The following is a 12,894-nucleotide window of genomic DNA, read 5'->3' as shown; positions in this document are numbered from 1 at the left end:
TCGATTAACAAACTGAAATATATAAATTATTTTAGAAAATGGAAATTTTATTCAGCTAAAATCGAATTTTTCCTAGACAATTGGTATTTTTTTGGCATTAATTTGCGAAGAGGGAGATAAGCGCATGCCGTCAGTGAAAACCGAGGAGCGTCACGACAAGGCGATGGGGCTGGATGTAATGCATCCGGCGCTTGCTCTGCGTGTGCTTGCGTCCGGCCAGCAGGCAGCGGCCAAAGTTGTTGATTCTGCTATCGAGTCCATCGCCGCTGCCGCGCAGATCGCTGCCGCCGCGCTCGCCAATGGCGGGCGTTTGGCCTATGCCGGTGCCGGCAGTTCAGGCCTTATGGCTATGACCGATGCGCTGGAATTGCCCGGTACCTATGGAATTGCGCTCGACAAGGTCGTGGTGCTTCTTGCTGGCGGTGCCGCGAGCCTTACCGATCTCGCCGGTGGATATGAAGACGATATGGAGCTGGCCCGCAAGGATGTGCGCGATGCCGGTATTGGCGCGGGAGATTGTCTGATTTCGGTGTCGGCCAGCGGCTCGACGCCTTATGCGCTTGCGGCAGCCGACGAGGCCCGCGAGCGGGGCGCACGCGTCATTGCCATGGCCAACAATCCCGGAGCCCTGCTCTTCCAGAATGCCGAAGTCTCTATTCTGCTGCAGACGCCGCCCGAGGTTATCTCCGGATCGACCCGCATGGGCGCAGCCACCGCGCAGAAGATCGCCTTCAACATGTTTTCGACGCTTGTCGGTATTCAGCTCGGTCATGTCTACGATGGACATATGGTCAATCTGAAGGCTGACAATGCAAAACTGCGTGGCCGTGCCATCCGCATCGTTTCCGATATTGCCGGGATCGGCGCCACGGAAGCCGGCCATTATCTGACGACATCTTCTGGCTCGGTAAAGATCGCCATTCTTCTTGCCGCTGGGGCAAAGGATGTGGTCGCTGCGGAAGCAGCGCTTGCTGAGGCCGGTCAAAACTTGCGCCGCGCATTGTCTGCTGTCGCGGCACATTGAGTCCAAGGGTTTTAAAACCGCGCCAAAAATGGCGCACAATGAGGGAGAACGTAATGACCCGCACTACCTTGAAAGGCCTGCTGCTTGCATCCAGCATCCTCGGTTCCGCCGGGCTGGCGCATGCCGAGGACGTCACGCTGACGATCGAAAGCTGGCGCAACGATGACCTGGCCATCTGGCAGGAAAAGCTCATTCCGGCTTTCGAGGCCAAGCATCCGGGCATCAAGGTCGTCTTCGCGCCGACTGCCCCGACCGAGTATAACGCTGCGCTGAACGCCAAGCTCGATGCCGGTTCGGCCGGTGACCTCGTCACATGCCGCCCGTTCGATGCTTCGCTTGAGCTTTACAACAAGAAGCACCTGGCTGACCTGACCGGTCTTGCCGGCATGGAGAATTTCTCGCCGGTCGCCAAGTCCGCCTGGACGACAGACGATGGTTCGGTTGCTTTCTGCGTACCGATGGCATCGGTTATTCATGGCTTCATCTACAATAAGGATGCCTTCGACAAGCTCGGCATCGCCATCCCGGCGACGGAAGCCGACTTCTTCGCAGCGCTCGACAAGATCAAGGCTGACGGCACCTACATTCCGCTCGCCATGGGCACGAAGGATCTTTGGGAAGCCGCGACCATGGGCTACCAGAACATCGGCCCGACCTACTGGAAGGGTGAAGAAGGCCGCGCTGCCCTGATCAAGGGCGAGCAGAAGCTGACGGACGCCGGTTGGGTCGAACCCTACAAGGTTCTTGCCAAGTGGAAGGATTACCTCGGCGACGGCTTCGAAGCCCAGACCTATCCGGACAGCCAGAACCTCTTCACGCTCGGCCGCGCTGCCATCTACCCGGCCGGCTCGTGGGAAATCGGCCTGTTCAACACGCAGGCCCAGTTCAAGATGGGGGCTTTCCCGCCGCCGGTTAAGGCCGCAGGCGATGCTTGCTACATCTCCGACCACAACGACATCGGCGTTGGCCTGAACGCCAAGAGCGCGCATCCGGAAGAAGCCAAGAAGCTTCTCACCTGGATCGCTTCGCCGGAATTCGCCGACATCTATGCCAACTCGCTGCCGGGCTTCTTCAGCCTGAACTCGACACCGGTAAAGATGGCCGACCCACTCGCACAGGAATTCGTTTCCTGGCGCGAAAAGTGCAAGCCGACCATCCGCTCGACCTACCAGATCCTGTCGCGTGGCACCCCGAACCTCGAAAACGAGACCTGGGTTGAATCGGCCAACGTCATCAACGGCACCGATACGCCGGAAGTTGCTGGCGAAAAGCTGCAGAAGGGCCTCGACAGCTGGTACAAGCCTGCCAAGTAAATCGGGCGTGGGCGTATAGCCCAAACCCTAACCCTCCCCCTCACAGGGGGGAGGGGACTTCCGAAGTTTGCAGCTTGTCCCTTCTGCGCGTTACCGGCAGAAGGTGCCCGAGAAGGCGGATGAGGGGCTGCACTTGACGCGGGATGTCCTTGCAAAAAGCAAAGCGTCCAGCCAAAAACATGTAACCTGAAATCACATCCTGCCAGCGCCTTCGGGCTTGCTGGTGATGGCACGCGCCGCGGGGACCGGCAGCGCAGGCCTTGCCGCACATCGCGGCGATCGACGAAAAACGGGTCGGAGCGGCAGAAGCCATGAGCAGCGCCATATCGTCTGAGGACAGCATGCAAATCTCGGCGCGGCCGAGACGTTGGCATATCCTTGTTTTCCTGTTGCCGGCTTTCATCGTCTATTCCGCCGTGATGATCCTGCCGCTGATCGAAACGCTGCGTCTGTCGCTGTTCAATACGGTCGACGGGCAATCCACGTTCGTCGGTCTCGCCAATTTCCAGGTCCTGTTCGGGGATGAGCGCTGGGCCGCCGATTTCTGGCGGGCGCTGAAGAACAACTTCATCTTCTTTACAATCCACATGCTGGTGCAGAATCCGCTCGGCATTGCACTTGCCGCCATGCTGTCGATCCCCAAGCTCAGGCTTGCGGCCTTCTATCGGACAGCAATCTTCATGCCGACGGTCCTGTCCTTCGTTATCGTCGGCTTCATCTGGAAGCTGATCCTCTCGCCGATCTGGGGTATTACGCCGTTCTTCATGGATCTCGTCGGCCTGAAGGCCTTCTTCGGGCCGTGGCTCGGCAAGCCCGGCTCGGCGCTGATTACAGTCTCGCTGATCTCCGTCTGGCAGAATGTCGGCATTCCGATGATGTTGATCTATGCCGCCCTTCTGAACATCCCGGACGAAGTTATCGAGGCTGCCGAATGTGACGGTATCACCGGTTGGAGCCAGTTCTGGAAGATCAAGCTGCCGCTGATCCTGCCCGCCATCGGCATGGTCTCGATCCTGACCTTCGTCGGCAATTTCAATGCGTTCGACCTGATCTACACCGTGCAAGGCGCACTTGCCGGGCCGGACGGGGCGACCGACATTCTCGGAACGCTGCTTTACCGGACCTTCTTCGGCTTCCAACTGCAGCTTGGTGACCGCTCGATGGGCGCCACCATCGCCACCGTGATGTTCCTGATCATCCTGGCCGGCGTCTCGCTATATCTCTTCGGCATCCAGCGGCGCGTTCGCCGCTACCAGTTCTAAGGGGAATGGGCCCATGTCAAAAGCACGCATCTCGCCGCTGCGCTCGGGTTTCGTTCACCTGGCCCTCGCAGCCTATACAGTGGTCGCGCTGTTTCCGGTCGTTCTGACGATCGTCAATTCGCTGAAAGACAAGAACGCCATTTTCCGCACACCGTTGGCTCTGCCGACAGCGGAGACGTTCAGCCTGATCGGTTATACCACAGTGCTGAAACAGGGCGATTTCATCGGTTATTTCCAGAACAGCCTGATCGTCACGGTCGTCTCGATCTTCTTTGCGCTGCTGTTCGGCGCCATGGCGGCGTTCGCGCTGTCGGAATACCGGTTCCGGGGCAATACGCTGCTGGGGCTCTATCTCGCCATCGGCATCATGATCCCGATCCGGCTTGGCACTGTGGCCATCCTGCAGGGCATGGTCGCCGCCGGTCTGGTGAACACACTGACGGCACTGATCCTCGTCTACACCGCCCAAGGCCTGCCGCTTGCCATCTTCATCCTGTCGGAATTCATGCGCACCGTCTCGGATGACCTGAAGAATGCCGGCCGCATCGATGGCCTGTCGGAATATGCGATCTTCTTCCGGCTCGTCCTGCCGCTGGTCCGCCCGGCCATGGCAACCGTCGCGGTCTTCACGATGATCCCGATCTGGAACGATCTCTGGTTTCCGCTGATCCTCGCGCCCGGCGAAGCCACCAAGACCGTCACACTCGGCTCACAGGTCTTCATCGGCCAGTTCGTTACCAATTGGAACGCGGTTCTTGCGGCCCTGTCACTGGCGATCTTCCCTGTCCTTATTCTCTACGTTATCTTCTCGCGGCAGCTGATCCGCGGCATTACCGCAGGAGCAGTCAAGTAATGAGCAAACCCGTCCGTGTCCTCGTCGCCGGTCTCGGCAATATGGGCCGCAGTCATGCGCTGGCCTATCACAACAATCCCGGCTTCGAGATCGTCGGCCTCGTCAATCGCTCCAAGCCGGTGCTGGCGCCGGAGCTTGGCGGCTATACGATCCATCCGGATTTTGCCACGGCCCTCAAAGAGTTAAAACCTGATCTCTGCTCGATCTGCACCTACTCCGACAGCCATGCCGACTATGCCGTCATGGCCTTCGAGGCAGGCTGCGATGTCTTCATCGAAAAGCCGCTGGCAACGACGGTGGCCGATGCTGAACGCGTCGTGGCAGCGGCGAGGAAGGCGGGCAAGAAGCTGGTGGTCGGGTATATCTTACGCCACCATCCGTCCTGGATCCGGTTGATTTCCGAAGCCCGCAAGCTCGGCGGCCCTTATGTGTTCCGCATGAACCTCAATCAGCAATCCAGCGGCCCAACCTGGATGACGCACAAGTCGCTGATGGAGACCACCCCGCCGATCGTCGATTGCGGCGTGCACTATGTCGATGTCATGTGCCAGATCACCGATGCCAAGGCCGTCGAAGTCCGCGGCATGGGCCTGCGCCTGTCCAATGAAATCGCCCCGTCGATGTACAATTACGGCCATCTGCAGGTGTTGTACGAGGATGGTTCCCTCGGTTGGTACGAAGCCGCGTGGGGGCCGATGATCTCGGAGACCGCCTTCTTCGTGAAGGACGTGATGTCGCCGAACGGATCGGTTTCCATCGTCATGGATCCGAATGCCAAATCCGACGATATCGACACGCACACCAAGACCGCGGTCATTCGCGTTCACAAGGCCGAAACCGGCGCGGACGGCAAGTTCGTTCACAAGGACGAGGACCTGAAGATGGACGGCGAGCCTGGACATCAGGAGCTCTGCGACCTCGAGCAGGCCTATGTGTTGAAAGCCATCACCGAAAATATCGATCTCGAACGCCATATGGACGATGCGGTCCAGTCGCTGCGCATCTGCCTTGCGGCCGATGAGAGCGTGCGCACCGGCCAGCCGGTCAAACTTTAAAAGGGGCCTCACGTGGGATCACTTCAACTGAAATCCATCCGCAAGGCCTTCGGCAATCACGAAGTTCTGAAGGGCATCGACCTCGACGTGAAGGATGGCGAGTTCGTCATCTTCGTTGGCCCGTCCGGCTGCGGCAAGTCGACTCTTCTGCGTGTCATCGCCGGTCTTGAGGATGCGACCTCCGGCAGCGTCCAGATCGATGGCCAGGAAGTGGTCACCACGCCGCCGGCCAAGCGCGGCATCGCCATGGTGTTCCAGTCCTATGCGCTCTACCCGCATCTGACGGTCAAGGACAATATGGGCCTCGGCCTGAAGCAGATGGGCGCGCCGAAGGCGGAGGTCGACGCCAAGGTCGCCAAGGCATCCAGCATGCTGTCGCTTGAGTCATATCTTGCCCGCCGTCCTGCGGAACTGTCCGGCGGCCAGCGCCAGCGCGTCGCCATCGGCCGCGCCATCGTGCGGGAGCCAAAGCTGTTCCTGTTTGATGAGCCTCTCTCCAACCTCGATGCTGCGCTGCGCGTCAATACGCGTCTGGAGATCGCCCGGCTGCACCGCAGCCTCAAGGCAACGATGATCTATGTGACGCACGATCAGGTCGAGGCGATGACGCTGGCCGACAAGATCGTCGTTCTCAATGCCGGCCAGATCGAGCAGATCGGCTCGCCGATGGAGCTTTATAACAGGCCGGCTAACATGTTCGTCGGCGGCTTCATCGGTTCGCCGCAGATGAATTTCATTGAAGCCGGCAGGCTCGGCGACAAAGAGGCAAAGACTGTCGGTATCCGGCCGGAACATATTACCCTGTCGCGTGAGAGCGGTGACTGGAAGGGCAAGGTCATTCATGTCGAGCATCTTGGTGCCGATACGATCCTGTATCTGGAAACCGAGGTCACCGGCCTGCTGACGGTTCGCCTCTTCGGTGAGCACAAATACGATGTCGACGACGTCGTCTACGCGACGCCGGACAAGGCTTCGATGCACCGTTTCGGTGCCGACGACCGGGTTCTGCGCTGATTTCGAAACGTGATTGTATCCGAATGTTGATGAAAATTATCGTTCGGTAACGTTTTATTGTGCGTTGCATCATCGGCTTGCGCTGCTTCCGGTTTTAACATACGTATCTGTTTGTATAATTGATGCGTTGGTCGTTCTGTCCCGGAATTTCTTCGTATCATATTGATTTTCATGAACTTCCAGCAGCAGCTGATCTCTTTGAAAAAAGATGATCGGCTGTGTGGCTGGACTTTGCGTATGGAACCAGAGATGCGGATGAACCGACCAATATTGGCTGCAACAGTGGCTGCCCTGGTGATTATTTCAGGCTGCCAGAAGGACGACAGCGAGAAGCAGGCGGCCCCGTCCTATCCGCCGCCGCAGGTCTCGGTGATTACAACGAAGACCGAATCGCTGCCGATCACCAACGACCTGCCGGGCCGCATCGCAGCAACCCGCATTTCGGAAGTGCGTCCGCGCGCCACCGGCATCGTCATCGAACGCGTGTTCGAGCAGGGCTCGCATGTGAACGCCGGCGACGTGCTGTACCGGATTGATCCGGCGCCTTTCAGGGTTCTGGTCGAGAGTGCCGAAGGCACGTTGCGCCGCGCAAAGGCGGTTCAGCTTCAGGCCAAGCAGGCGGCTGATCGCCAGGAGCAGTTAAAGAAATCCGGCGTCGCCACCGGTCAGAACTATGATGACGCGATCGCGCAGCTCGCACAGGCCGATGCCGACGTGGCCATCGCTGAGGCAGGTCTCGCAACCGCCCAGCTCAATCTGCAATATACCAATGTCACAGCGCCGATCAGCGGCCGTATCGGCCGTGCGCTGATCACCGAGGGTGCGCTGGTCAGCGCCAATGGCTCCGAAAACCTGGCCACGATCCAGCAGCTCGATCCTGTCTATGCCGACTTTACCCAGTCTGCGATGGATCTCATCCGCCTGCGCAAGGCGCTGCAGGACGGTGCTTTGGCCGGTGGGGGCAACGAAGCCAAGGTCAATCTGGTGATGGATGACGGCAGTGCCTATCCGCATGCCGGTAAGCTTTTGTTTTCGGAAGCAGCTGTCGATGAGACAACCGGCCAGGTTACGTTGCGTGGTGAATTCCCCAATCCGGACGGCGACCTGCTGCCCGGCATGTATGTGCGCGTAATCATCCAGCAGGGCGTCGAGAAGGATGCCATCGCTGTGCCAACTCAGGCCGTGCAGCGCGATACATCGGGCAATGCACAGGTCTATGTCGTCAAGGATGACAAGACGGCCGAACTGCGCACCGTCTCTGCCGGCCATGTTCTGGGTGATCAATGGATCATCCGCAATGGCTTGAAGGCCGGCGAGAAGGTGATCGTCGAAGGCTTCCAGAAGGTTCGCCCTGGCGCGCCCGTCGAGCCGGCGGACTGGAAGGTCGCTGATGCCCAGCCTGCCGGTGCAAAGCCAGCGGACGCGAAACCCGCTGCTGAGCAGGCCGGCACGGACGGTGCTGCTGCCAAGCCGGCGGAAGAGGCAAAGCCTGCCGAACAGGCGAAGTGAGGATCTGATCGATGCCTAGTTTCTTTATCGACCGGCCGATCTTTGCGTGGGTCGTCGCGCTTTTCATCATGATCTCCGGTATCATCGCGCTGCCGCTGCTGCCGATTTCGCAGTATCCGAACGTCGCACCACCGCAGATTTCCATCAACACCAGCTATCCCGGCGCATCGTCGGAAGAGACCTACCAGAGTGTGACGCGGCTCATCGAAAATGAGCTGAACGGCATCGAGGGAATGCAGTATTTCTCGTCGACGTCCAGCGCTGCAGGCAGCGTGTCGATCAACGTGACCTTTGCTCCGGGCACTGATTCCGGTGACGCCTCGATCGACGTGCAGAACCGTGTTCGCCGCGTCGAGGCGCGTTTGCCCGATGCCGTGCGTCAGCAGGGCATCGAGGTTGAGGAAGCCGGTTCCGGCTTCCTGATGATCCTCGCACTCACATCCACCGACGGTTCCATGGATGCGGTTTCGCTCGGCGACTATCTCAGCCGCAACGTGCTCAACGAAATCCAGCGCGTCGAAGGCGTCGGCCGTGCGCAGATGTTTGCCACCGAGCGCGCCATGCGTATCTGGCTCGATCCGGACAAGATGCGTGGCCTCAATCTGACGGCCAGCGACATCAACGCCGCAATCACCGCACAGAACGCCCAGGTCGCGTCTGGCAGCATCGGCGCCCAGCCGAACCCGATCACACAGCAGATCAGCGCGCCTGTTCTGATCAAGGGCCAGCTCACCTCGGCTGAAGAGTTTGGGGCGATCATCCTGCGTGCCAATCTCAACGGTGCCACGGTTCGTCTGCGCGATGTTGCCCGCATCGAGATCGGCGGTCAGGACTATAGCTTCTCCACCCGCCTGAACGGCAAGCCGTCCGCGGCTATCGGCGTGCAGTTGACCCCAACCGGCAACGCGCTGGCCACGTCCACGGCCATCAAGGCGCGTATGGACGAACTGGCAACGTTTTTCCCGGCGGGCGTCGAATACTCCGTCCCCTACGACACGTCGCCCTTCGTCGCGATCTCGATCGAAAAGGTTCTGCACACGCTGCTTGAAGCGGTGGCCCTGGTGTTCCTCGTGATGTTCCTGTTCCTGCAGAACATCCGCTACACCATCATTCCGACACTCGTCGTTCCCGTAGCATTGCTCGGCACGTGTGCCGCCATGCTCGCCATGGGCTTCTCGATCAACGTTCTGACGATGTTCGGCATGGTGCTTGCCATCGGCATTCTCGTCGACGATGCGATCATCGTCGTCGAAAACGTCGAACGCATCATGTCCGAAGAAGGGCTGACACCGAAGGAAGCAACACGCAAGGCGATGAAGCAGATCACCGGTGCCGTCATCGGCATCACGCTGGTTCTGTCGGCCGTGTTCATTCCGATGGCCTTCTTCCCCGGCGCCGTTGGCGTCATCTACCAGCAGTTCTCGCTGACCATGGTGGTTTCCATCCTGTTCTCGGCTCTGCTCGCCTTGACGCTGACGCCAGCATTGTGCGCCAGCTTCCTCAAGCAGGTTCCGAAGGGCCATCATCACGCCAAGCGCGGTTTCTTCGGGCTGTTCAACCGCGGCTTCGACAAGGCGTCGCATGGCTATAGCGGCTGGGTCGCCGGCATGGTCACGCGCACATGGCGCTTCATGCTGATCTATGTCGTGCTGCTCGGCGGTTTGGCGTATCTGTTCATGCAGCTGCCGTCGTCGTTCCTTCCGGATGAAGACCAGGGCTTCGTCATCGTCTCGATGCAGCTGCCGTCGGAAGCAACCGGAAACCGCACGACCGAGGTTATCGAGCAGACGGAAGCCATCTTCAGCCAGGAACCGGCTGTCGAACGGATCATCGCCATCAGCGGCTTCTCGTTCTCCGGTACCGGTCAGAATGCCGGCCTCGCCTTCGTGACGCTGAAGGACTGGTCGGAGCGTGGACCCAACGATGTTGCCTCGGTCATCGCCGGCCGGGCATCGGGCGCCATGTCCCAGATCAAGGATGCGATCAGCTTTGCGCTCTCGCCGCCGCCGATCCAGGGTCTCGGCACCTCCAATGGCTTCGAGTTCCGCCTGCAGGATCGTGGTGGTCAAGGGGCCGCGGCACTCGCCGCAGCGCGTGACCAGCTTCTCGGCCTTGCCGCGCAAAGCCCGGTCATCTCTGGTGTTCGCGTCGATGGCCTGCCGGATGCGGCACAGGTCAATCTGTTGATCGACCGTGAAAAGGCCAACACGTTCGGTGTGACCTTTGCGGAGATCAACTCGACGATCTCGACCAATCTCGGTTCGTCCTATGTCAACGACTTCCCGAATGCGGGACGTCTGCAGCGTGTGACGGTGCAGGCTGACGAGAACCGGCGCATGCAGACGGCCGACCTTCTGAAGCTCAACGTGCGTAACAGCAATGACGGCATGGTGCCTCTGTCTGCTTTCGCCAGCATCGAGTGGACGAGCGGCCCGACACAGACCGTCGGCTATAACGGCTACCCGTCAGTGCCGATCAGCGGCCAGGCCAATGCAGGCTATTCCTCCGGTGAAGCGATCGCCGAAATGGAACGTCTGTTCAGTCAGCTTCCTCCCGGCTTCGGCTATGAGTGGACGGGGCAGTCGCGGGAAGAAATCGCCTCGGGCACTCAGGCACCGCTTCTGGTGGCGCTGTCCTGCCTCTTGATCTTCCTGTGCCTTGCAGCGCTCTATGAAAGCTGGAGCATCCCCGTTGCGGTGATGATGGTGGTGCCGCTTGGCGTCATCGGTGCGGTTTTGGCCGTGATCCTGCGGGACATGCCGAACGACGTTTACTTCAAGGTCGGCCTGATCGCGATCATCGGACTATCGGCGAAGAACGCGATCCTGATCATCGAGTTCGCCAAGGAGCAGATGGAGGCCGGAAAACCGTTGCTGGATGCCACCATCGAGGCGGCGCACCTGCGCTTCCGTCCGATCCTGATGACCTCGCTGGCCTTTACCCTCGGTGTTCTGCCGCTGGCGATTGCCACCGGCGCAAGCTCCGGCAGCCAGCGCGCCATCGGTACCGGCGTCATGGGGGGCATGATCTCGGCGACGGTGTTGGCGATCTTCTTCGTGCCGGTCTTCTTCGTGTTCATCATGAAGCTGTTCCGCAGAACGACGTTGAAGCCGATCGGTGCGGATGCGGAAACGGCCTCTACACCGGCAGAATAATGGAGACGGCCCGCCGGAAGGCGGGCCTTTTCCGGTTGAGGAGGCGTCATGCGTAGAACAAAAGCCGAGGCGGAAGAGACCCGCAACAGCATTCTGAATGCTGCGGAACGGGTTTTCTTCGAGAAAGGCGTTTCCACTGCATCACTCGATGATGTCGCCAAGGCGGCCGGCGTAACGCGCGGCGCCATCTATTGGCATTTTTCCAACAAGACCGATCTGTTTCTCGAGCTCTACAATACCGTAAACTTGCCGCTGGAAGACATGATCGCCCGCAATGTCGTGCAGCCGGGTGCTGATGTGCTGTGCTATATCGAGAAGTCAGCCGGAGACTGGCTCGACCAACTGGCCGGCGACGAACATCGCCAGCGCATCTTCACCATTCTTCTGCGCTGCCCTTACGGCGAGGATCTGCTGCCGGTTCTGGAAAAGCAGCAAGAGGTCGATGACCGGCACACCGTAATGCTCGATAGCGCTTTTGATACGGCCCGGAGCGAGGGCTTTCTCAATGGAAACTGGACGCCTCAGTCTGCCACCAAAGCGCTGCGCTGGATGATGGAAGGCCTTTGCAGCGAGTGGTTGCTGTTTGGCCGCCGCTTTGATCTGGCGTCGGAAGGCAAGGACGGGCTGAAACGTCTGTTCGACAGCTTTCGCCAGACACCAGCAACTGCGGAAGCGCTGGCCGCTTCCTGATCTATCCTGTTTCGCAGCCGGTTTGCAGGCGGCGTCAGGCTGATGTCGATTTGAACTTGCTCATCAGATAAGGCCCCGACAGAACCGGTGCATGTTTTGCTGTCTCGCCCTCGTTCAGGCAGGCGTCCAGCACGGCAATCTCAGCGTCCCAGTTGGGCTGATGGAAAAAGGCGAGCGATTGCCGCCGCGCCATGCCGCCATCCTCCGGTGATGGATTGACGACGCGGTGCAGCGTCGAAACCCAGCGGTCATTGGTCCAGCGCGCCATCAGGTCGCCGATATTGATGACGAAGGCACCGGGAACCGGCGGTACAGGCTTCCACTGGCCGTCCGGCGTCATCAGTTCCAGTCCCTTCGATCCCGCCTGCGGAAGGAGGATCGTCAGGCTGCCATAATCCGTATGCGCACCGGCGCGCAGCTGGCCGGGTTTCGGCGGCACGTGTTGCTCCGGATAATTCAGCGCGCGCAAAGCACTGATCGGCGTATCGATGAAACGCTCGAAGTAGTTTTCTGGCAGATCAAGCGCTACGGCAAAGAGGCGCATGACACGGGCGGCCAGGTCCTCGAGCGAGGCATAATAGGCTTTCCAGGCTTCGACGAAGCCATCAGGCTTTTCCGGCCAGATCGTCGCCGCATAACAAAAGGCCAGCGCTTCCGGATCGGTCATGGATACCGGCTGTGTCAAAGGTCCGCCGTTGAAGCTTTCCTTCAGGTCCGGCGGGCTGTCGATGTCGCGGGATTTTGCCAAAGCCTCCAGCTCGGGGCCGAGATAGCCATAGGGATAGCCCTTGTAAGGCGCCCGGGCATTTTGCTTTTCTTCCGGCGGCAGGTCGAAAAAGGCGTGCGCCTTGCCCCAGACGGCATCGATGATGGCCTGCGGTACACCATGATTGCGGATCGCCAGAAATCCGGTCGTCCGGCAAATGGCATCGACCTGTTTGCCCAATTCCCGCTTCCTCTCGGCATCCGCTTTTTCAAAGGCACCGAGATCGAAGACGGGAAATTGTGACAGGGGCATA

General features: G+C 59.7%; 11 protein-coding genes. 9 read left to right on the top strand and 2 right to left on the bottom strand.

Going from position 1 to position 12,894, the window contains the following annotated elements; all coding sequences use genetic code 11:
- The first annotated feature begins 124 nt into the window (after positions 1-124).
- Positions 125-1,024, top strand: a complete 900-nt coding sequence (locus ASD36_RS07220) for an N-acetylmuramic acid 6-phosphate etherase (protein WP_060502946.1) — start codon at positions 125-127, stop codon at positions 1,022-1,024.
- A 53-nt stretch (positions 1,025-1,077) separates the two neighbouring features.
- Entirely contained in the window at positions 1,078-2,337 is a 1,260-nt protein-coding gene (locus ASD36_RS07215) for an ABC transporter substrate-binding protein (RefSeq protein ID WP_060502945.1), read from the top strand.
- A gap of 40 nt (positions 2,338-2,377) precedes the next feature.
- Here the strand turns inward: ASD36_RS07215 and ASD36_RS30890 are convergent, their stop codons facing one another.
- Positions 2,378-2,740, bottom strand: coding sequence for a hypothetical protein (locus ASD36_RS30890; protein WP_162246340.1), 363 nt, complete (start codon positions 2,738-2,740; stop codon positions 2,378-2,380).
- On the opposite strand from ASD36_RS30890, the gene ASD36_RS07210 reads away from it, so the two are divergent.
- The 7 genes from ASD36_RS07210 to ASD36_RS07180 all read left to right on the top strand — a co-directional run bounded on the left by ASD36_RS07210 (position 2,649) and on the right by ASD36_RS07180 (position 11,875).
- The gene (locus ASD36_RS07210) at positions 2,649-3,599 is read left to right on the top strand and encodes a sugar ABC transporter permease (RefSeq protein ID WP_060502983.1); all 951 of its coding nucleotides are present in this window, start codon (positions 2,649-2,651) and stop codon (positions 3,597-3,599) included. The two genes, ASD36_RS30890 and ASD36_RS07210, sit on opposite strands and share 92 nt — an antisense overlap.
- A 13-nt stretch (positions 3,600-3,612) precedes the next feature.
- The gene (locus tag ASD36_RS07205; protein WP_060502944.1) at positions 3,613-4,452 is read left to right on the top strand and encodes a carbohydrate ABC transporter permease; all 840 of its coding nucleotides are present in this window, start codon (positions 3,613-3,615) and stop codon (positions 4,450-4,452) included.
- The gene (locus ASD36_RS07200) at positions 4,452-5,507 is read left to right on the top strand and encodes a Gfo/Idh/MocA family oxidoreductase (RefSeq protein WP_060502943.1); all 1,056 of its coding nucleotides are present in this window, start codon (positions 4,452-4,454) and stop codon (positions 5,505-5,507) included. The genes ASD36_RS07205 and ASD36_RS07200 overlap by 1 nt, the downstream gene beginning before the upstream one ends.
- Before the next feature lie 12 nt (positions 5,508-5,519).
- The gene (locus tag ASD36_RS07195) at positions 5,520-6,521 is read left to right on the top strand and encodes an ABC transporter ATP-binding protein (RefSeq protein WP_060502942.1); all 1,002 of its coding nucleotides are present in this window, start codon (positions 5,520-5,522) and stop codon (positions 6,519-6,521) included.
- Positions 6,522-6,758: 237 nt separating this feature from the next.
- On the top strand, positions 6,759-8,030 hold the full coding sequence (locus ASD36_RS07190) for an efflux RND transporter periplasmic adaptor subunit (protein WP_060502941.1): 1,272 nt from the start codon (positions 6,759-6,761) through the stop codon (positions 8,028-8,030).
- An 11-nt stretch (positions 8,031-8,041) separates the two neighbouring features.
- On the top strand, positions 8,042-11,185 hold the full coding sequence (locus ASD36_RS07185; RefSeq protein WP_060502940.1) for an efflux RND transporter permease subunit: 3,144 nt from the start codon (positions 8,042-8,044) through the stop codon (positions 11,183-11,185).
- A gap of 48 nt (positions 11,186-11,233) precedes the next feature.
- Positions 11,234-11,875: a TetR family transcriptional regulator gene (locus ASD36_RS07180; protein WP_060502939.1), complete on the top strand. Its 642-nt coding sequence runs from the start codon at positions 11,234-11,236 to the stop codon at positions 11,873-11,875.
- 34 nt (positions 11,876-11,909) lie between these two features.
- Here ASD36_RS07180 and ASD36_RS07175 read toward each other — a convergent pair whose 3' ends face one another.
- The gene (locus ASD36_RS07175; protein ID WP_060502938.1) at positions 11,910-12,893 is read right to left on the bottom strand and encodes a 2OG-Fe(II) oxygenase family protein; all 984 of its coding nucleotides are present in this window, start codon (positions 12,891-12,893) and stop codon (positions 11,910-11,912) included.
- Position 12,894 lies beyond the last annotated feature (1 nt).

The sequence above is a fragment of the Rhizobium sp. Root1334 genome, assembly GCF_001426665.1.
In the GTDB taxonomy this organism is placed as follows: Bacteria; Pseudomonadota; Alphaproteobacteria; order Rhizobiales; family Rhizobiaceae; genus Pararhizobium.
The sequence above is the reverse complement of the archived record's forward strand: the minus strand, read 5'-3'. Positions and strand labels throughout refer to the sequence as shown.